13 protein-coding genes are annotated in these 20,539 nt (G+C 50.9%); 11 read left to right on the forward strand and 2 right to left on the reverse strand.

Features of this window, described 5'->3' with window-relative positions; translation table 11 throughout:
- Positions 1-15 precede the first annotated feature (15 nt).
- From aceE to N7E60_RS02380, 4 genes are all read left to right on the forward strand, one after another.
- Positions 16-2,682, forward strand: coding sequence for a pyruvate dehydrogenase (acetyl-transferring), homodimeric type (gene aceE, locus N7E60_RS02365; protein ID WP_269598020.1), 2,667 nt, complete (start codon positions 16-18; stop codon positions 2,680-2,682).
- Between the two features lie 12 nt (positions 2,683-2,694).
- The gene (gene aceF / locus N7E60_RS02370) at positions 2,695-4,575 is read left to right on the forward strand and encodes a pyruvate dehydrogenase complex dihydrolipoyllysine-residue acetyltransferase (protein WP_269598021.1); all 1,881 of its coding nucleotides are present in this window, start codon (positions 2,695-2,697) and stop codon (positions 4,573-4,575) included.
- A 186-nt stretch (positions 4,576-4,761) separates the two neighbouring features.
- Positions 4,762-6,186 (forward strand): dihydrolipoyl dehydrogenase, encoded by a 1,425-nt coding sequence (lpdA, locus tag N7E60_RS02375; protein ID WP_069586620.1) that lies wholly within the window; start codon positions 4,762-4,764, stop codon positions 6,184-6,186.
- 145 nt (positions 6,187-6,331) lie between these two features.
- Positions 6,332-7,708, forward strand: a complete 1,377-nt coding sequence (locus tag N7E60_RS02380; RefSeq protein ID WP_269597251.1) for an IS4 family transposase — start codon at positions 6,332-6,334, stop codon at positions 7,706-7,708.
- A gap of 113 nt (positions 7,709-7,821) precedes the next feature.
- Here the strand turns inward: N7E60_RS02380 and N7E60_RS02385 are convergent, their stop codons facing one another.
- Positions 7,822-9,735, reverse strand: a complete 1,914-nt coding sequence (locus N7E60_RS02385) for a methyl-accepting chemotaxis protein (RefSeq protein WP_269598022.1) — start codon at positions 9,733-9,735, stop codon at positions 7,822-7,824.
- A 558-nt stretch (positions 9,736-10,293) separates the two neighbouring features.
- Between N7E60_RS02385 and acnB the strand changes: the two genes are divergently transcribed.
- On the forward strand, positions 10,294-12,891 hold the full coding sequence (gene acnB / locus N7E60_RS02390) for a bifunctional aconitate hydratase 2/2-methylisocitrate dehydratase (protein WP_069586622.1): 2,598 nt from the start codon (positions 10,294-10,296) through the stop codon (positions 12,889-12,891).
- Between the two features lie 68 nt (positions 12,892-12,959).
- Here the strand turns inward: acnB and N7E60_RS02395 are convergent, their stop codons facing one another.
- A complete protein-coding gene (locus N7E60_RS02395) occupies positions 12,960-14,099 on the reverse strand; it encodes a glycerate kinase (protein WP_269598024.1) in 1,140 nt (379 codons plus the stop codon).
- A gap of 261 nt (positions 14,100-14,360) precedes the next feature.
- Here N7E60_RS02395 and N7E60_RS02400 point away from each other — a divergent pair, with 261 nt between their 5' ends.
- The 6 genes from N7E60_RS02400 to N7E60_RS02425 all read left to right on the forward strand — a co-directional run bounded on the left by N7E60_RS02400 (position 14,361) and on the right by N7E60_RS02425 (position 20,507).
- Complete coding sequence (locus N7E60_RS02400; protein ID WP_269598025.1) at positions 14,361-14,750, forward strand: YacL family protein; 390 nt, start codon at positions 14,361-14,363, stop codon at positions 14,748-14,750.
- 252 nt (positions 14,751-15,002) lie between these two features.
- Positions 15,003-15,341, forward strand: a complete 339-nt coding sequence (gene glnK / locus N7E60_RS02405) for a P-II family nitrogen regulator (protein WP_069586419.1) — start codon at positions 15,003-15,005, stop codon at positions 15,339-15,341.
- A gap of 18 nt (positions 15,342-15,359) precedes the next feature.
- Positions 15,360-16,589: an ammonium transporter gene (locus tag N7E60_RS02410; protein ID WP_269598026.1), complete on the forward strand. Its 1,230-nt coding sequence runs from the start codon at positions 15,360-15,362 to the stop codon at positions 16,587-16,589.
- A 164-nt stretch (positions 16,590-16,753) separates the two neighbouring features.
- Positions 16,754-17,770, forward strand: a complete 1,017-nt coding sequence (locus tag N7E60_RS02415; RefSeq protein WP_077455341.1) for a Fe(3+) ABC transporter substrate-binding protein — start codon at positions 16,754-16,756, stop codon at positions 17,768-17,770.
- A gap of 62 nt (positions 17,771-17,832) precedes the next feature.
- Positions 17,833-19,464 (forward strand): ABC transporter permease, encoded by a 1,632-nt coding sequence (locus N7E60_RS02420; protein ID WP_069586422.1) that lies wholly within the window; start codon positions 17,833-17,835, stop codon positions 19,462-19,464.
- Positions 19,461-20,507, forward strand: coding sequence for an ABC transporter ATP-binding protein (locus N7E60_RS02425; protein WP_269598028.1), 1,047 nt, complete (start codon positions 19,461-19,463; stop codon positions 20,505-20,507). The genes N7E60_RS02420 and N7E60_RS02425 overlap by 4 nt, the downstream gene beginning before the upstream one ends.
- Positions 20,508-20,539: the final 32 nt, after the last annotated feature.

A 20,539-nucleotide genomic window follows, 5' to 3' on the forward strand; every position in this document is an offset into this window, starting at 1 on the left:
AAAGGATAGATCGCCATGTCTGAAGTCATGAAACATGACGTGGACGCACTTGAGACTCAAGAGTGGCTACAAGCCCTCGAGTCAGTCGTTCGTGAAGAAGGTGTAGAACGTGCCCAGTTCCTTCTGGAGCAAGTACTGGGACAAGCACGTTTAGACGGTGTTGACATGCCAACTGGCGTGACCACCAACTATGTAAATACCATTCCTGCCGATCAAGAACCTGCTTACCCAGGTGATGTGAATCTGGAACGTCGTATCCGTTCTATCATTCGTTGGAACGCAATCATGATCGTGTTGCGTGCGTCCAAGAAAGATTTAGAGCTGGGTGGCCACATGGCATCATTCCAGTCATCGGCTGCTTTCTACGAGACCTGTTTCAACCACTTCTTCCGTGCGCCGAATGAAAAAGACGGCGGCGATTTGGTGTATTATCAAGGTCACATCTCTCCAGGTATCTACGCGCGTGCGTTTGTTGAAGGTCGTCTCACTGCTGAGCAGCTCGACAACTTCCGCCAAGAAGTAGACGGTAAAGGTATTTCTTCTTACCCACACCCGAAACTGATGCCTGAATTCTGGCAATTCCCTACCGTTTCTATGGGTCTGGGTCCTATTGCGTCTATCTACCAAGCGCGTTTCCTCAAGTATCTGAACGGTCGCGGTCTGAAAGACACCTCAGAGCAACGCGTTTATGCGTTCTTGGGTGATGGTGAGATGGATGAGCCAGAATCACGCGGTGCGCTGTCGTTTGCGGCCCGTGAAAAACTGGATAACCTATGCTTCTTGATCAACTGTAACCTGCAGCGCCTTGATGGCCCTGTAATGGGTAACGGTAAGATCATCCAAGAGCTAGAAGGCCTATTCAAAGGTGCTGGCTGGAACGTGATCAAAGTGGTTTGGGGTTCTGGCTGGGATAAACTGCTGGCGAAAGATACCTCAGGTAAACTGCTGCAGTTGATGAACGAAACCATCGACGGCGATTACCAAACCTTCAAATCAAAAGATGGCGCCTACGTGCGTGAACACTTCTTCGGTAAGTATCCAGAAACAGCTGCTTTGGTTGCGGATATGACCGACGAAGAAATCTTTGCACTGAAGCGTGGTGGTCATGAGCCATCAAAACTGTTTGCTGCGTTCAAAGCGGCGCAAGAGTGCAATGACCGTCCAACCGTGATCCTAGCGAAAACCGTTAAAGGTTACGGCATGGGTGAAGCGGCAGAAGGTAAGAACATCGCGCACCAAGTGAAGAAAATGGACATGACGCACGTCATTGCCATGCGTGATCGTCTTGGCCTGCAAGACTTGCTGTCTGATGAAGACGTACAAAACCTGCCTTACCTACAGTTGGAAGAAGGTTCTGCGGAGCATGAGTACCTGCACGCGCGCCGTAAAGCGCTGCACGGTTACACCCCGCAACGTCTGCCTAATTTTACTAAAGAGCTAACACTGCCAAAACTGGATGATTTCTCAGCCCTGCTGTCTGAGCAGAAGCGTGATATCTCCACCACCATGGCCTTTGTACGCTCTTTGAATGTATTGCTGAAAGACAAAAACATCGGCAAAAACATTGTACCTATCATTGCTGACGAAGCGCGTACTTTCGGTATGGAAGGTCTGTTCCGTCAAGTCGGTATCTACAACCCACATGGTCAGACTTATACCCCTGAAGACCGTGGTGTGGTGTCTTATTACAAAGAAGACCAAGGCGGTCAAGTACTGCAAGAAGGGATCAACGAGCTAGGCGCGATGTCATCGTGGGTAGCGGCGGCGACCTCTTACAGCACCAACGATCTGCCAATGATCCCATTCTACATCTACTACTCAATGTTCGGCTTCCAACGTGTTGGCGACATGGCGTGGATGGCAGGTGACCAACAAGCACGTGGTTTCCTATTGGGTGCAACTGCCGGTCGTACTACCCTGAACGGTGAAGGTCTGCAGCACGAAGACGGTCACAGCCATATTCTGGCGAGCACTGTACCTAACTGTGTTTCTTACGACCCAACCTTCGCGTACGAAGTGGCGGTGATCATGCAAGACGGTATCCGTCGCATGTACGGTCCTGACCAAGAAAACATCTACTACTACCTGACGCTGATGAACGAAAACTATCATCAGCCAGCCATGCCTGAGGGTGCGGAAGAAGGTATCCGTAAAGGTATCTACAAGCTAGAAACCTATACGGGCGACAAAGCGAAAGTTCAGCTAATGGGCTCTGGCACCATCATGACTGAAGTGCGCAAAGCGGCGAAACTGCTTAGCGATGAGTACGGTGTAGCGTCTGACGTATACAGCGTGACCTCGTTCAACGAGCTGGCACGTGACGGCCAAGATGCAGATCGCTTCAACATGTTGCACCCAGATTCAGACGCACAAGTTCCTTACATCCAAACTGTAATGGGAACTGAGCCTGCGATTGCTGCGACTGACTACATGAAGAACTACGCTGACCAAGTTCGCGCGTTTATCCCAGCGGAATCTTACAAAGTTCTGGGTACTGACGGCTTTGGTCGTTCTGACAGCCGCGAAAACCTACGTCGTCACTTCGAAGTGAACGCAGGCTATGTGGTTGTTGCGGCGCTTAACGAGCTGGCTAAGCGTGGCGATGTTGACAAGAAACTGGTAGCGGACGCTATCAAGAAATTCGACATCGATACCAACAAAGTAAACCCGCTGTTCGCGTAAGAGGCTGAAATAATGTCAATCGAGATTAATGTACCTGACATCGGTGCTGATGAAGTAGAAGTGACTGAGATCCTTGTTAGCGTTGGCGACAAGGTCGAAGAAGAACAGTCGTTAATCACCGTTGAAGGTGATAAAGCATCCATGGAAGTGCCTGCATCACAAGCGGGCGTGGTCAAGGAAATCAAAATTGCTGAAGGTGACAAAGTGACCACGGGCTCTTTGATTATGATCTTCGAAGCCGATGCGCCAGCGCAAAGCGCACCAGCTCAAGAGGCGGCGCCAGCCGCCCCTGCTGCACCAGCGGCTGCGTCAGAAATCAAAGAAGTACACGTGCCTGATATCGGTGGTGACGAAGTCGAAGTTACCGAGATCATGGTTGCGGTTGGCGATACCATTGAAGAAGAGCAGTCACTGATCACTGTTGAAGGCGATAAAGCCTCAATGGAAGTGCCAGCACCGTTTGCGGGTACCGTTAAAGAAATCAAGATCGCGGCGGGTGACAAGGTGTCAACTGGCTCACTGATCATGATGTTCGAAGTGGGTGGCAGCGCGCCAGCGCAAGCGCCTGCAGCTGCCGAGGCACCAGCAGCGCCTGCAGCAGCACAAGCTAAAGACGTTCACGTTCCTGATATCGGTGGCGATGAAGTTGAAGTTACCGAGATCATGGTTGCGGTTGGCGATACCATTGAAGAAGAGCAGTCACTGATCACCGTTGAAGGCGACAAAGCGTCAATGGAAGTCCCTGCACCGTTTGCGGGTACAGTGAAAGAAATCAAAGTGGCCGCGGGCGATAAAGTCTCGACGGGCTCGTTGATCATGGTCTTCGAAGTTGCTGGTAGCGCACCAGCAGCGCCTGCACCTGCAGCGGCACCTGCTGCTGAGAAGGCGGCACCTGCGCCTGCAGCCAAAGCTGACGCCCCAGCGGCTAAAGCTGACGCTGGCAAAGACGAGTTTGTAGAGAACAAAGAATACGCGCATGCGTCTCCTGTTGTTCGTCGTCTGGCCCGTGAATTTGGCGTGAACCTTGCGAAGGTAAAAGGTAGCGGCCGTAAAGGACGCGTACTGAAAGAAGACGTTCAGAGCTTTGTAAAAGAAGCGCTGAAACGCCTTGAATCGGGTGCAGCATCGGGTTCAGGCGACGGTAGCGCACTGGGTCTGCTCCCTTGGCCAAAAGTGGACTTCAGCAAATTCGGTGAAACCGAAGTCAAACCACTGTCTCGCATTAAGAAAATCTCTGGTGCGAACCTAGCACGTAACTGGGTAATGATCCCGCACGTGACGCAGTGGGACAACGCTGATATCACTGAAGTGGAAGCGTTCCGTAAAGAACAAAACGCGATCGAGAAGAAGAAAGACTCTGGCATGAAGATCACCCCATTGGTGTTCATCATGAAAGCGGCTGCGAAAGCGCTAGAAGCTTTCCCTTCTTTCAACTCATCGCTATCTGAAGACGGTGAAAGCCTGATCCTGAAGAAGTATGTCAACATCGGTATCGCGGTTGACACGCCAAACGGTCTGGTTGTGCCTGTGTTCAAAGACGTGAACAAAAAAGGCATCTACGAGTTATCTGAAGAGCTGATGGCGGTTTCTAAGAAAGCTCGTGCAGGCAAACTCACTGCCTCTGATATGCAGGGTGGTTGCTTTACCATCTCGAGCCTAGGTGGCCTAGGCGGTACGGCATTTACGCCAATCGTCAATGCACCAGAAGTGTCTATCTTGGGTGTGTCTAAGTCAGAAATGAAACCAGTATGGAACGGTAAGGACTTTGAACCTCGCCTAATGCTGCCATTGTCTCTGTCTTACGATCACCGTGTGATTGACGGTGCCGAAGGCGCGCGCTTTATTACTTACCTCAACGGCTTGTTGTCAGACATCCGCCGTTTGGTACTGTAATCGCGTCACCGACAACACCCTCCGGCCCGTTACGGGCCGGTTGGGAATTGTTGTGCAGCTCACAGGCTATGGGTTTTTATTTTTCAGCCCATTAACATGGCTGTAAACTGTGGCTTCCAAACTCCCACAACAATAAAAAATTACCGCTCTTAGCCTGTCAGGGAATAAGACTACAACGAGGTCAGAATGAGTAAAGAAATCAAAGCGCAAGTCGTCGTCCTTGGCGCTGGTCCTGCTGGATACTCCGCCGCCTTCCGCTGTGCCGATCTAGGTTTGGAAACAGTATTGGTTGAACGTTACAACACCCTAGGTGGTGTATGTCTAAACGTTGGTTGTATCCCTTCTAAAGCCCTACTTCACGTTGCCAAAGTGATCGAAGAAGCCAAAGCAATGGCGGATCACGGTGTGGTTTTCGGCGAGCCACAAACCGATATCGATAAAATTCGCACTTGGAAAGATAAGGTTATCGGTCAACTGACCGGTGGTCTGGGTGGCATGGCCAAGCAGCGTAAAGTGACTGTTGTTAACGGTAAAGGCCGTTTCACTGGCGCGAACACCCTAGTGGTTGAAGGTGATGAAACCACCACTATCAATTTTGATAATGCCATTATTGCGGCGGGCTCTCGTCCAATCGAACTGCCATTTATCCCGCATGAAGACCCACGTATCTGGGACTCAACGGACGCGCTTGAGCTCAAAGAAGTACCAGAGAAACTGCTGGTAATGGGCGGTGGTATCATCGGTCTAGAAATGGGTACGGTTTATCACTCGCTAGGTTCACAAATCGACGTTGTTGAAATGTTTGATCAAGTGATCCCTGCTGCGGATAAAGATGTGGTGAAGGTCTTCACCAAGCGTATCAGCAAGAAATTTAACCTGATGCTAGAAACCAAGGTGACCGCGGTAGAAGCCAAAGAAGACGGTATCTACGTCACCATGGAAGGCAAAAAAGCGCCAGCAGAGCCTGTACGCTATGATGCCGTTCTGGTTGCTATCGGCCGTACACCAAACGGTAAGCTACTTGACGCTGGCCAAGCGGGCGTTGAAGTTGATGACCGTGGCTTTATCCGTGTTGATAAGCAAATGCGTACTAACGTGCCACATATCTATGCGATTGGCGATATCGTTGGTCAGCCAATGCTTGCGCATAAAGGTGTGCATGAAGGTCACGTTGCCGCAGAAGTCATTGCTGGTAAGAAGCACTACTTCGATCCTAAAGTGATCCCATCAATCGCTTACACTGAGCCAGAAGTGGCATGGGTCGGTAAGACCGAGAAAGAGTGTAAGGAAGAGGGCATTAACTACGAAGTGGCTACCTTCCCATGGGCAGCGTCTGGTCGTGCGATCGCGTCTGATTGTGCCGATGGTATGACTAAGATGATCTTCGATAAAGACACTCATCGCGTGATCGGTGGTGCGGTTGTTGGTACTAACGGTGGTGAACTGTTAGGCGAGATTGGCCTTGCTATCGAGATGGGTTGTGATGCCGAAGATGTCGCATTGACAGTACACGCTCACCCAACCTTGCATGAGTCTGTTGGTCTTGCCGCAGAAGTGTTTGAAGGCTCAATCACTGACCTGCCAAATCCAAAAGCAAAGAAAAAGAAATAAACCGCGCGTTTATCGTTTTCTGATTAAGCCCCGCCATGCGCTGGCTTTCCTACACAAATCCCTCGATGAGAATCGAGGGATTTTTTTTGAACCTTTATCTGCCTGACTGATCTCAACAAAAAATCATAAGTTGAGGTAAGTGACTATGTTTTCAACAGATGCTGAGCAATGGGCCAAGGATACCTTCTACCATACCGAATTAGGTGATAGCCGCCGAACCAAGCGTCTGGTTAAACTTGCCTCCTCTCTGGCCAACCACTTAGGACAGTCCCTCGTGCAGTCTTTAAAATCTCCCGCCGATATTGAAGCGGCCTATCGTTTTACTCGGAATCAAGCCATTGATCCACAAGCCATTGCTGAAGCGGGTTTTGCCGCAACAGTTGAACATACAAAGCACTATGATTGCTTACTCGCCCTTGAAGATACAACTTCGCTCGAGTTTTCCCATCAGACCGTTCGGGGAGAAATGGGGCATACCACATCCAATAAGCGCTCCCGAGGGATGCATGCCCATTCTGTCTTGCTGTTTGCGCCTGAAGAGCAACATGTCGTTGGTCTGATTGAGCAAGAACGCTGGACCAGAGATCTCCAGGCCTACGGGCAGAATCAGCGCCATGCGAGCAGGCCTTACATAGAAAAAGAAAGCTATAAATGGGAACGCGCTTCTCGAGCCATGGAAACTCGTCTCGGGAACGGAATTCAGAAGGTTATCTCGGTCTGTGACCGGGAGGCTGATGTTATCGAATACCTGACCTACAAGATCTCGCATCAGCAACGCTTTATTGTGCGTTCAATGCAAAGTCGCTGCATCAAGGAAAGTGAGGAGAGACTTTACCAGTACAGCGACTCCTTGGCGCATGCTGGCACTAGGACGGTTCAGGTTAGGCAGAAAGGCGGTCGCAAGGCTCGTAAAGCCAGCTGCGAAGTGCGTTACGCACCGGTGACGGTGAAGATCCCTGCCAATAAAACAGGTGAGCCTGTGCCGTTATATTACGTGGGTTGTCAGGAAGTTGGCCATGAGAAAGGCCTGAACTGGCATATTCTGACATCAGAGCCCGTCCGGACGAAAGAAGATGCTGCACGCATATTGGATTACTACGAAAAGCGCTGGTTGATTGAGGAGTTTCACAAAGCATGGAAGAGCGGCGGAACTCAAGTCGAAGGCCTGCGGATGCAAAGTAAAGAAAACTTAGAGCGAATGGTCGTGATACTGGCTTTCATCGCGGTGCGGTTGCACCAACTGCGTTACCTCGGACTCAATAAAGAAGAGGCCGAAAAACAGAGTTGTGAAACGATATTAAGCCCGCTGGCTTGGAAGCTTCTGTGGTCTAAACAGGAAAAGAGTAAGCCGCCAAAGCATGCTCCCAGTCTGTATTGGGCGTACATTAATCTCGGGAAGTTAGCCGGTTGGCATGACTCAAAACGTAATGGCCGAGTTGGCTGGGAAAGGTTATGGGAAGGATGGTTTATGTTACAAACCATCCTTGAAGGTTACCTACTAGCCCAGTCTCTTGACCTCTGAGATGTGATCAAGAGACAGGCCATGCGGGGCTTTTTTATATCTGTTAGGTACCGCTTAAGAATAAAAAAGCGGGCCAAAGCCCGCTTCGTGCGTCAGAAGATAGCGTTTAAAGCTTAAAGCTTAAAGCTCCCAACCAAGGTATCAAGACGTTTAGAAAGATCACGTAGTGACTCACTGGCTTCTGCCATGGTGTTGGCGGTATCAGCGGTTTGCTGCGAGCTGTGATTAATCTCTTCAATATTTTTATTAATGTCATTCACCACGGTGGACTGCTCCTCGGTAGCCGTTGCCACTTGGGTGTTCATATCCGAGATCTGGACAATTTGCTCGTTGATCAAATTGAGTGCTTGTGACGCCTCGTCGGAAGCATTGACCCCTTCGGCCGTCATCGCTCGGCTTTGCTCCATGGCTTGCACGGCATTGCTCGCTTCTTGTTGGAGGCGATCGATCATGGTTTGGATTTCATCGGTAGAGTCAGATGTGCGACTTGCCAAGCTGCGCACCTCGTCGGCAACAACCGCAAATCCGCGCCCTTGTTCGCCCGCTCGTGCCGCTTCAATCGCCGCATTGAGTGCCAGTAAATTCGTTTGCTCGGAGATACCGCGGATCACATCCAAAATGCCGCCAATCGAGTCAGTATTCTCTGCTAATGCACTGACGACCTTGGACATGTTCTCCATGTCATCGGCTAGGCGTGCAATGGTATCTCGCGCTTGGGTAACGACTTGTTGGCCACTGGCTGCACCATCAGAGGCTTGATTCGCAGCGCTGGCGGCATTGGCCGCATTCCCAGCAATCTCATTGACGGTGGCGCCCATCTCGTTAATCGCGGTCACCACCTGAACGGTACGATCTCGCTGATGTTCACTTTGCGATTGGGTGGCGCTGGCTTGTGCTGAGACCTGTTCGGCGGCGCTTCTTAGCTCACCACCCGTGGCGGCTACATCTGAGACTAAGCGGTGGATTTTTTCCACAAAGCTATTGAAACCAGATGCGAGTTGGCCAATTTCATCTTGGCTGTTGATGTCCACACGTTGGCGCAGATCGCCTTCGCCTTCACCTATTTCACGGAATACATTGGCGACATATTGGATAGGCTTGGTAATGGTCGCGGCAAGCCAGATGGCGACGACAACGAACAAGAGCCCGACGACGACAGAGACCATTAAAATTTGGTTGCGCGTTTGATTCAGCGGGGCATAGACTTCGTCTGCTGGGACGTCTGCGATGACATACCAGTCCATGGAGGGAACATAACTTGAGGCGAGCAGGACTTCCTTGCCATTAATGTGTGTATCGAGGAGGTTAAAGTCACCTTTTTGGAGCAAGCTCCGTGCCTGTGATCCATACACATCACTCAATGTTTTTTCGCCCATGAGATCGGTGTCACGGTGCAATTGGACCATGCCATCGGCATTGACTAAGAAAACAAAGCCCGACTGCTCGATTTTGAATTGATTCAAAAAGCGGGTCATGTCTTCGAGTGAACGCGAAAACCCAGCCAAGCCTTTGCCGTTAAGTTGTTGAAAGTTAACGAACAGTTTGAGCTCGCCATTATCCTCTTGGAATACCTGCGCCATGGTGGCATTGCCACTGTCGAGAAAGTTATAAAACCAACTGTCTTTTTCACGCGTTAACACCCGTAAAAATCCGTTTTGATTCCAATACTGGCCGGTCTCTCGGTTAGCGATAGAGGCATCATTGAGATCGTATTGGTCACGTAACACGTTAAGCTGCTTGACCACGCGGGCTTCTTCGCTCGGGGTGATCCCTTGGTTGAGAATATCGAGTGTCACCGGGTTTGAGGCTAACTGGCGTGCGGCGGATTGTAGCTGGTTTACTTCACTATCAATCGTATCGCGAAATTGGGTGAGGGTGGTTGGCAGCTCGTTCTCCAACAGCCGCTTTTCCATAATATCTCGAGCTTGGCTCAAGCTCATGTAGCTGATAATCGCCGTGGAGGCGATAACGGCTGACACAAAGGCCAAGATGAGTTTTTGTTTAATAGTGAGTTGGTTTAGCTTCATGCCCTTCTCTCTACAAGTCAATGAATACAGAGTCTGCCACGCAATAGGGTGACAAAGACTGGGATATTTTTATGGTACTAATGTCTAAGTTAGCAGAAGTGTGTGAATGGTTAACGACGTATCGGCGAGAACCCCACAAACTTAACGGAACATGTCGGTTTTATTGATAAAAATAACACCTAGTGCGCAGTTTCAACAGCAAAGGGGAATAATACCTCTCTACCGCGGATGTGAAGCTGTGAACTTGATAACAGACTGATTACTGCGTCATGGAAAAAAGCGGTGTAGAATCAGTCACAACCGCGACACATGCTGTGAGTAGTGTGAGAAGAATAGGGATTAGCGCGCTGCGTCACTAAGACCTAAGTCGTATGTTTCATAAAAGGGGTAGATTTTAATTTTAAGTTAAAAATGCTATCCTCACGCAGCGGTTACGTGCTCGAACCCTCGTCTTGCTGGAAAATTTTAATAAACTTCGCCGGATAAGCGTGATACGAGTACTAACACTTTCCAAGGATGTTGGATCACACGATCTGACCGAGAAAAGAGGAAATAGTCGTGCTTGAAGCCTACCGTAAACACGTCGAAGAACGTGCCGCTCAGGGCATTGTGCCTAAACCGCTGAACGCTGAGCAAACCGCCAGTCTGATAGAACTGTTGAAAAACCCGCCCGCTGGCGAAGAAGAAACACTGGTCTACCTACTTGAAAATCGTATTCCACCCGGCGTGGACGAAGCGGCTTATGTAAAAGCCGGCTTTCTTGCCGCGCTTGCGAAGGGAGAAGCAAGCTCTCCGCTCATTAGTCGTGAACGCGCGACTGAGCTGTTAGGGACCATGCAAGGCGGTTATAACATCGAACCGCTGATTGCGCTGCTTGATGATGCCACGTTGGCACCGATTGCGGCAAAGGCCTTGTCTCATACTCTGCTGATGTTCGACGCGTTTTATGACGTTGAAGATAAAATGAAAGCAGGGAATACCTACGCCAAGCAAGTGATGGAATCTTGGGCTAACGCCGAGTGGTTCTTAAACAAGCCGCAAATCCCTGAAAAAGTGACGCTGACGGTGTTCAAAGTATCGGGTGAAACCAACACCGATGACTTATCGCCAGCACCCGATGCTTGGTCGCGCCCTGATATTCCTCTCCACGCACTGGCCATGTTAAAGAACGAGCGCGAGGGCATTCAGCCGGATAAGCCCGGTGAGATTGGTCCGATTTCGCAAATGAAAGCGCTGGAAGAAAAAGGTCATCCACTGGTTTACGTGGGTGATGTGGTCGGTACGGGTTCGTCACGTAAATCAGCGACCAACTCTGTGCTGTGGTTTATGGGCAAAGACATTCCTAATGTGCCGAACAAGCGCTTTGGTGGTTTTTGTTTAGGCGGAAAAATCGCGCCGATTTTCTTCAATACCATGGAAGATGCGGGTGCCTTGCCGATTGAGCTGGATGTTAGCAAGCTCAATATGGGCGATGTGATTGACTTGTATCCGGCCGACGGCAAGGTATGCAAGCATGGCACCGATGAGGTTCTGTCTACCTTCCAACTGAAAACCGATATCTTATACGATGAAGTGCGTGCCGGGGGGCGTATCCCTCTCATCATCGGTCGTGGTCTGACCGATAAAGCGCGTGAGAGTTTAGGCCTTGAGCCTTCGGACGTATTCCGTCGTCCGCGTCCTGTTGCGGACTCTACCAAAGGGTTTACGTTGGCACAGAAAATGGTCGGTAAAGCCTGTGGTGTCGAGGGTGTCCGCCCCGGTACCTATTGCGAGCCAAAAATGACCACCGTGGGTTCACAAGATACCACGGGTCCGATGACGCGTGATGAGTTAAAAGATTTAGCGTGTCTTGGCTTCACCGCCGATCTCACTATGCAGTCATTCTGCCACACATCCGCTTATCCAAAGCCTGTGGATGTCGAAACTCACCACACACTGCCGGACTTCATTATGAACCGTGGTGGTGTGTCATTGCGTCCGGGTGATGGTGTTATCCACTCATGGCTAAACCGAATGCTGCTGCCCGATACCGTGGGGACTGGCGGTGATTCACACACGCGTTTCCCGCTGGGTATTTCGTTCCCTGCCGGTTCAGGTCTGGTGGCCTTTGCGGCCGCGACCGGCGTGATGCCACTGGATATGCCAGAGTCAGTTCTGGTGCGCTTTAAAGGCGAAATGCAGCCTGGGGTCACCTTACGTGACTTGGTACATGCCATTCCATATTTTGGTATTAAGCAAGGTCTCCTGACGGTTGAGAAATCCGGCAAAATCAACGAATTCTCAGGCCGTGTCTTGGAAATTGAAGGGGTGGAGCACCTGACCGTTGAGCAAGCCTTTGAGCTGTCGGATGCATCCGCAGAGCGTTCAGCGGCTGGCTGTACGGTCAAGCTGTCACAAGACTCGGTGGCAGAGTACCTTGAGTCTAACATTGTGATGTTGAAGTGGATGATCGCCGAAGGCTATGGCGACCGTCGTACTATCGAGCGTCGTATCCAAGCGATGGAGCAATGGCTGGCTAATCCAAGTTTGATGGAAGCCGATAAAGATGCCGAGTACGCGCATGTGCTTGAAATCGATCTGGCAGACATCAAAGAGCCTATTCTGTGTGCGCCGAACGACCCAGATGATGCTCGCACCTTGTCGGATGTTGCTGGCGATAGCGTCGATGAAGTCTTTATCGGTAGCTGTATGACCAACATCGGTCACTTCCGGGCGGCCGGTAAACTGCTGGATAAATTCGGTGGCAGTTTATCGACCCGTATGTGGGTGGCACCACCGACGAAGATGGATAGAGATCAGCTAACAGCAGAAGGCTATTACGGTATTTATGGCCGTGCTGGGGTGCGGATTGAAACGCCAGGGTGTTCATTGTGTATGGGGAACCAAGCACGTGTGGCAGAGAAATCGACCGTATTGTCGACCTCGACCCGTAACTTCCCGAACCGTTTGGGAACCGGCGCCAATGTGTATCTTGCCTCAGCGGAGCTTTCGGCGGTAGGTGCGATCCTAGGACGCATTCCCACCAAAGAGGAATACCTCGAATACGCAGAGCACATTAATGCGACAGCAGCAGATACCTATCGCTATCTGAACTTCCACCGTATGGACGAATACACGCAAAAAGCGGATAACGTCATTATCAAAGCCGCGGTCTAGCTGGCTTTATCCAACGCCCTCTTCGGAGGGCGTTTTTTTATCCTGGTGATGCTGTCGGTCTGAATGGCTTATTGTTCACTTTGCGCGGCAATCAGGCGGGCGACATTCTCTGCAGTGCGGCGCAGATTCTCCGCAGTGTGTTCAAAAGCATGTTGTAAATCACAGGGACCTGATTGAATCGGCAAGATAGTGGTAACCCCGCGTTCGTATAAGGCTTCACAATCGTCGCCAACGCGGCCTGCTAGTACTACCACAGGAACATCAAATTGCTTCGCGACCTGTGCCAAGGCGGCGGGCACCTTACCATGCAGCGTTTGAGCATCGACTTTTCCTTCGCCTGTCACCAACCAATTGGCTTTTGCTATGTAAGGGGTGGCTTGGCTGCGTTCTAGCAAGAGCGCCACACCGGGGACCAATTGCGCGTCCAGCAAGCCACCCAAGGTGGCACCAATTCCACCGGCCGCGCCGGCGCCCGCAAATTGTGCAATCGATTTGCCGAGCTGATAGCGACAGAGGCTGGCAAAACGATGCAGGTGTTGCTCCAGTTGACGAACCTGCTCCGGTGACGCGCCTTTTTGGGGCGCAAATACGGTTGCCGCACCTTGCGGACCACATAACGGATTATCCACATCACATGCAGCCGTTAATCGGACGCGTTTAAGTCGAGGGTCGAGCTGGCTCAGATCAAGGTGTGCGAGCCTACCTAAGCCATCACCGGTTGGCGAAATGGGCGCATCCTGGCTATCGAGCAACTTTGCCCCCAAGGCCACCAAGATACCTGCGCCCGCATCTGTGGTGGCGCTGCCGCCTAAGCCGATAATGATTTCATCGACATCATGTGCGAGGGCGGCACGAATCAGCTCTCCAGTCCCTAGGCTGGTAGTGTGTAGTGGGTTGCGTTGATGGTGAGCGAGCAGGGGCAAGCCAGAGGCGCTGGCCACATCGATGATCGCGAGTCGCTGCGAAGGGACGATAACATAGCTGGCGGTGATCGATGAAAAATCGGGACCAGTCACTTGGCAAGTGTGAAAGTCGCCGCCTAATTGCTGGGCAAAACTTTGCGCCGTCCCTTCGCCGCCATCGGCCATGGGGAGTAAGGTAAAATGTGCCTTGGGTAGTATACGCGCCATGCCGTCATGGATGGCTTGCGCCGCCTCGCCAGCTGAAAGGCTTTCTTTGAACGAATCAGGGGCTATCACTATATGCATCGGCTACTCCTTTCCAGACGCGACCACGTTGATGAGGCTGATATACCCTTCCTACTTGAAGCTGCAGCGGTGTTGGCTACGTTCGTTCATCCCAATCACATAATCTATCTATGCTCATGGGGATTCACTCACAGCCTACCTGCAACGCCAAGTTGTTTGGGTATCGTATTTAAGTATGGCGAAGGTGACAGTTTGAGAACAGTCTCGAGTTGGCAATTGATAGAAAAACTCGGACAATAGCCTCTCATTTTGGAGGTGGACGTGGATTACGAATTTTCCCGCAATAGTTTTGATGACAGCTATCGCATTGTGTTCTCAATGGGGCATGAGGCCATGGGGCGTTGGTTGCTTGATGAGTTGGGTACCGACCTGAGTGAGGTGGATGCGTGGTTAGCCACCTTTACCCAATTGCGCCAAGAGCAGCAATGGCGAGGACACACCTTCACGCTGACGGCCAATCCTGAAGAAGTGGTGGTGATGGCCAATGCGATGTTGCAAACGCCCTCTGACGAGGCGACGGATACGTTGAGCGCACAAGACCTACAGTTTTACGATCAAGAAAGCAGCGCTGCTTGTGGTTATGAAGACTTTCTGGCCATGCTCGAAGCGTATCGTGATTTTATTGCTCGCTACGGACGCCGTACGCGATAATCTGCCGGCGAGTGACAGACGCTGACACTCGCCTCCTTCCTATAAGACATCTGCACGTGGCTCGCTTTGGTGCATCGTCCTCCTCGTGATGAATCTATGCGTCGAGATGGTGAATAGTTTGCACTAAAAAAGTGCAAATGTGCGCCTTCCCCCAGTTAGTTTCTGTAATATCCTGATTTTTATCTAGTTAATAGTTGGCATGTCTCTTGATGCTTATTGACTGATGCAAACATAAGGACTCAGGAGAAGGATATGAAACTGATTAGCGCCATTATTAAGCCTTTTAAGCTTGATGACGTCCGTGAAGCACTATCCGACGTCGGCATTGACGGCATGACAGTGTCAGAAGTGAAAGGGTTTGGCCGCCAAAAAGGGCACACCGAACTGTATCGCGGTGCCGAATATCAAGTCGATTTTTTGCCGAAGGTAAAACTCGAAATCGCCGTCCAGAGCGATAGTGTTGATGCCGTGGTGGAAGCGATTTCTAAGGCGGCACAAACCGGCAAAATCGGCGACGGTAAGATTTTTGTCTTTGACCTCCAGCAAGCCGTGCGGATCCGCACTGGCGAAATGGATCTGGAAGCAATTTAATCACAGGGAGTAATCACAATGGAATTGGTCAATACGGTTACTGAGTTACGTTACGCACTAGACACCTTCTTTTTCCTTTTATCCGGTGCGTTGGTGATGTGGATGGCGGCTGGGTTTGCCATGTTAGAGGCAGGGCTAGTTCGCTCGAAAAACACCACCGAGATCCTCACCAAAAACATTTGCTTATACGCGATCGCCTGTACCATGTATCTGTTGGTGGGCTACAACATCATGTATGTCGACAATAGTGCGGGTGGCTTTATGCCCTCGTTTGGTTCGCTGATTGGAACGCAAGCGGCCGACGCGGATCACTCTCTTGAGTCGGACTTCTTTTTCCAAGTGGTGTTTGTTGCTACCGCCATGTCGGTAGTCTCAGGGGCCGTGGCAGAGCGTATGAAGCTATGGGTGTTCTTGCTGTTTTCTGTGGTACTCACCGCAGTCATCTATCCGGTAGAAGGCTACTGGACATGGGGTGGTGGTTTCCTATCCGAAGCAGGCTTTAGCGATTTCGCCGGCTCAGGCATCGTGCATATGGCGGGCGCGTCAGCTGCATTAGCGGGCGTGATCTTGCTGGGGGCACGTAAAGGTAAATACGGCAAGAATGGTCAAGTGAATCCGATTCCTGGCTCGAACCTACCTCTAGCGACTTTGGGTACCTTTATCCTATGGTTCGGTTGGTTCGGCTTTAACGGCGGTTCGCAGCTGATGGTGTCAGACTTTGAAAACGCCACGGCGGTAGGACAAATTTTCTTGAACACGAATGCGGCGGCGGCAGCCGGTGCGATTGCTGCCTTACTGGTGTGTAAAACACTGTGGGGCAAAGCCGATTTGACCATGATCTTAAACGGTGCATTGGCCGGTTTGGTCGCCATTACCGCTGATCCCTTATCCCCCACGCCAGTCGCTGCGCTTATTATCGGTGCGGTATCGGGCGCCATCGTAGTGTTTAGCATCGTCGGCCTCGATAAAATTAAAATCGACGATCCAGTGGGTGCGATTTCGGTGCACGGTGTGTGTGGTTTCTTTGGCTTGATGGTCGTGCCGCTGAGCAACGCAGGCGCAAGCTTTGGTGCACAATTGCTGGGGGCGGCCGTGATCTTCGCTTGGGTCTTTGGTGCGAGCTTTGTGGTGTGGTTGGTACTGAAGAAAACCATGGGCATTCGTGTTACCGAAGAAGAAGAGATGTCAGGCATGGATTTGCATGACTGCGGTATTGATGCATATCCCGAATTCGTTAGCGTGAAATAGTCACTCGTACGGCACTTAGTTAAACTCTGAAACGAAACCTTACATTTTTGATGTTGGGTTTCGTTTTTTTTTGCGTGGCAGAATATTGAGCCCAAAATCATTAGCTGTATACTAACGAAACTGAGAAACGTTATCATTTATCGTCTAATTTAAGGACTGTTACGATGAAAAAACTGCTAATCGCCTCTGCTGTTACGGCTAGCTTATTAGGAACGAGCGCCGCCTTTGCCGCTGAAGAAGTGAACGTCTACTCGTATCGTCAACCTTTTTTGATTGAGCCTATGTTCGATGCGTTTACTGAAGAGACGGGCATCAAAGTCAACGTGAAGTTTGCTAAACAAGGTATGGCGGAGAAGGTGAAGCAGGAAGGCGAATACAGTCCTGCAGATGTATTGCTGACCGTCGATATTTCTCGCCTCAAAGACTTGGTTAATCACGATGTGGTTCAGCCAGTGCAAAGCGATGTGATCGATCAAAACGTTCCTGAGCAGTTCCGTGACAGTGAGGATAAGTGGGTTGCGCTGACCACTCGTGCTCGCGCCGTTTACTCATCGCGTGAGCGGGTCGGTAAACTGGGTGATGATTTTGATTATCTCGACTTGGCAAAACCTGAATGGAAAGGCAAGATTTGCACCCGTTCAGGCAAACACCCTTACAATGTGTCTTTGGTGTCTGCCATCATCGAAAATCACGGTGAAGCTACCGCTAAAGAATGGCTGAAAGGGGTGAAAGCGAACTTGGCGCGTAAACCTCAAGGGAATGATCGTGCACAAGTCAAAGCGATTAAAGAAGGCTTGTGTGACGTTTCTTTGGGGAACAGCTACTACCTTGGTAAGATGCTGAACGACGAAGAACAAAAAGCGTGGGCGGAAGCGGTATACATTAACTATCCTGGCCAAAATGCGCACGGCACCCAGGTGAATGTGAGCGGCATGGCGATGGCGAAGTATGCGCCGAATAAAGAAAACGCTCTTAAACTCATGGAATTCCTAACGTCAGACAAAGCGCAGCACATGTATGCTGAAGTGAACTTTGAAGAGCCAGTGAAACCTGGCGTAGAAAAGTCTGAGCTAGTGGCATCGTGGGGCGAGTATAAGCACGATCCCATGCCACTAGAGGCTATTGCTGATAACTACAGCAAATCAGTGAAGCTACTGGATGAAGTCCAGTTCGATCTGTAAGCCTCTACACGGGGTGTATAACACCCCGGTTGTCTTTCTCTGACGCCTGAATGTTGTAGGCTATGCAAGACAGATTACCCGTTATTAAAACCAGCAGTTGGGGCCTTGCTCTGCTGCTGGTTTTGCCGATCTTGGCAATCTTCTACACCGCAATCGGTGATACAGATGATATTTTCTCCCATCTGTTTGAGACGGTTCTGCCGACGTATACGCTCAATACCAGCTTACTGGTGGTGGGGGTCGTGGTTATTGCGATCGCCTTGGGTGTGCCGACGGCTTGGATGCTTGCCATGTATCAAGTGCCGGGAAGCCGGCATTTGCAATGGGCGATGGTACTGCCATTAGCCATGCCCGGTTATATCATCGGTTATATCTACACCGATTGGTTTGATTATGCAGGGCCGTTACAGCGCCTGCTGCGCCATTGGTTTGAATGGCAAAGTGTCAATGATTACTGGTTTCCAGATATGCGTACCTTACCGGGGGCGTGTTTTGTGCTGGCATTGGTGCTGTACCCGTATATCTACCTGCTGACTCGCGCCGCGTTTATGGAGCAAAGTGTCACCTTGACCCATTCTGCGCGTCTACTGGGATGCTCGCCACTGCAAAGTTTTCGCCGTATCTCCCTGCCTTTGGCCCGTCCCGCCATTGCCGTCGGGGCATCGCTGGTGGCAATGGAAGCGCTGGGAGATTTTGGTACGGTTAATTATTTTGCCGTGAGTACATTAACCACTGCGGTATACGATACTTGGTTGGGTTACTCAAGCTTAACGGCAGCGGCTAAAATTTCTGCCATTATGCTGGTGGCTATTTTTGTATTGATCAGTGCCGAGCGTTATGGACGACGTAAGCAAGCGCAATTTACGCCGTCATCAAGCAGTGATGCGATAGAGAAAACCCCCCTGTCCGGTTGGAAGAAAGTGGGCGTGGTTGTCTGGTGTTGGGGCTTGCTATCGCTGGCGTTTATATTGCCGCTGCTTCAACTGATCATTTATGCGTGGCACTACTATGCGCAAAATGCCATCGACGATTTTCTCACCTTTAGCTACAACAGCTTTTATACCTCCAGCCTTGCGGCTGTGGTTGCGGTCGGCATTGCATGGACCGTCAATGTGTATCGCCGCTTACGCGGTCATGGTTTGAGTGTCGCGCCCATGCGTCTCGCCTCTATGGGGTATGCGGTGCCGGGCACGGTATTAGCGATTGGGGTGATGCTGGTATTAACTCGAGGCGATCACCTGATCAATGACATCGCCAAGGCGTATGACTGGGGACGCCCCGGTTTGGTGCTTTCTGGCACCATGTTTGCCTTGCTCACTGCCTTTGTGGTGCGTTTCAGTGCGGTCGCGATCGGCAGTATTGAGTCTAGCATGGCAAAAATACCGCCTTCACTCGACATGGCGGCGCGTACTATGGGATGCACGACCAGCGGCGTGATTCGTCGTGTTCATCTCCCCTTAATCCGTCGGGGGACTTTAATTGCGATGCTGCTGGTCTTTATCGAGTCGATGAAAGAGTTGAATGCGGCGATTTTACTGCGTCCGTTTAACTTCGAAACCCTTGCTACCTACGTGTACAACTTTACCTCGGATGAGCACCTCGAATATGCGGCCTTACCTGCCATTTTGCTGGTGGCGGTGGGGCTGATACCGCTTATTTTGATTAACCGTTCGTTGGAGCAGAAATACCAATGAAGTGCGCCCTGTCGATAGAAAACCTGACCTGCAGTTATAACGGCACACCAGTACTCAAAGATTTGTCTTTGCAAGTCGCACCGGGTGAGATTGTGTGTTTGCTAGGCGCCAGCGGCTGCGGCAAGACCACCTTGTTGAAAGCCATGGCTGGGTTAATCCCTCTTAGCGCGGGCACGCTGTCGATTGGGTGTAACATCATGGGAGATGGCCAGCATTCGGTGCCGCCTGAGCAGCGCAATATTGGTATGATTTTTCAAGACTATGCGTTGTTTCCGCACTTGACCGTTGCCGAGAATATCGGCTTTGGTCTTACGTCTCTGGCCGCGTCTGCGCGCCATGAAAAAGTGGTTGATATGCTCAAGCTCGTGCGCCTTGAAGGGCTGGGGGAGCGCTATCCGCACCAGTTATCCGGTGGTCAACAACAACGGGTTGCGATTGCGCGTGCGCTGGCTTATGAGCCTGATCTGTTGCTGTTGGACGAGCCGTTTTCCAATATTGATACCCAAGTGCGCCATGACTTGATTGAAGAGATCCGCCGGATCTTTAAATCACAGGGGGTGACGGCGATTTTGGTCACGCATAGCCGGGAGGAAGCCTTTGCCTTTGCGGATAAATTGGCGGTGATGAATCAAGGGATTATCGAGCAATTCGGGGATACGACTGAGGTGTATTACCAGCCGAAAAGCCGATTTGTGGCTGATTTCTTAGGGCAAGGCTCTTATGTACCTGTGACTGTGTCGGCGCAAGAACAAATGCAGACGCCGCTGGGACCTTGGCCACGGCCAGTGCATTGTCATCCCGGTCCACATTGGTGGTTGCTTCGCCCACAATTTTTGAGTATCCGTGCGGATGCGCAAGGCGAGGGGCAGGTATTGTCGCAGCAATTTATGGGGGATAGCAGCCGTTACACCATTGATATTCACGGCCAAAAATTGTCGGTGCATGCCCGTGAACCATTATCGGTGGGGGATACGGTAAGTCTAACCATTCGCCCTCATGAGCCGGTGTTATTTAACGATGGGCCCAGCTTTATTGATGCTTAAACGAAAAAGCCAACCGCGAGGTTGGCTTTTCG

Origin of the sequence: Salinivibrio proteolyticus (genome assembly GCF_027286365.1) — a bacterium.
GTDB lineage: Bacteria > Pseudomonadota > Gammaproteobacteria > Enterobacterales > Vibrionaceae > Salinivibrio > Salinivibrio proteolyticus.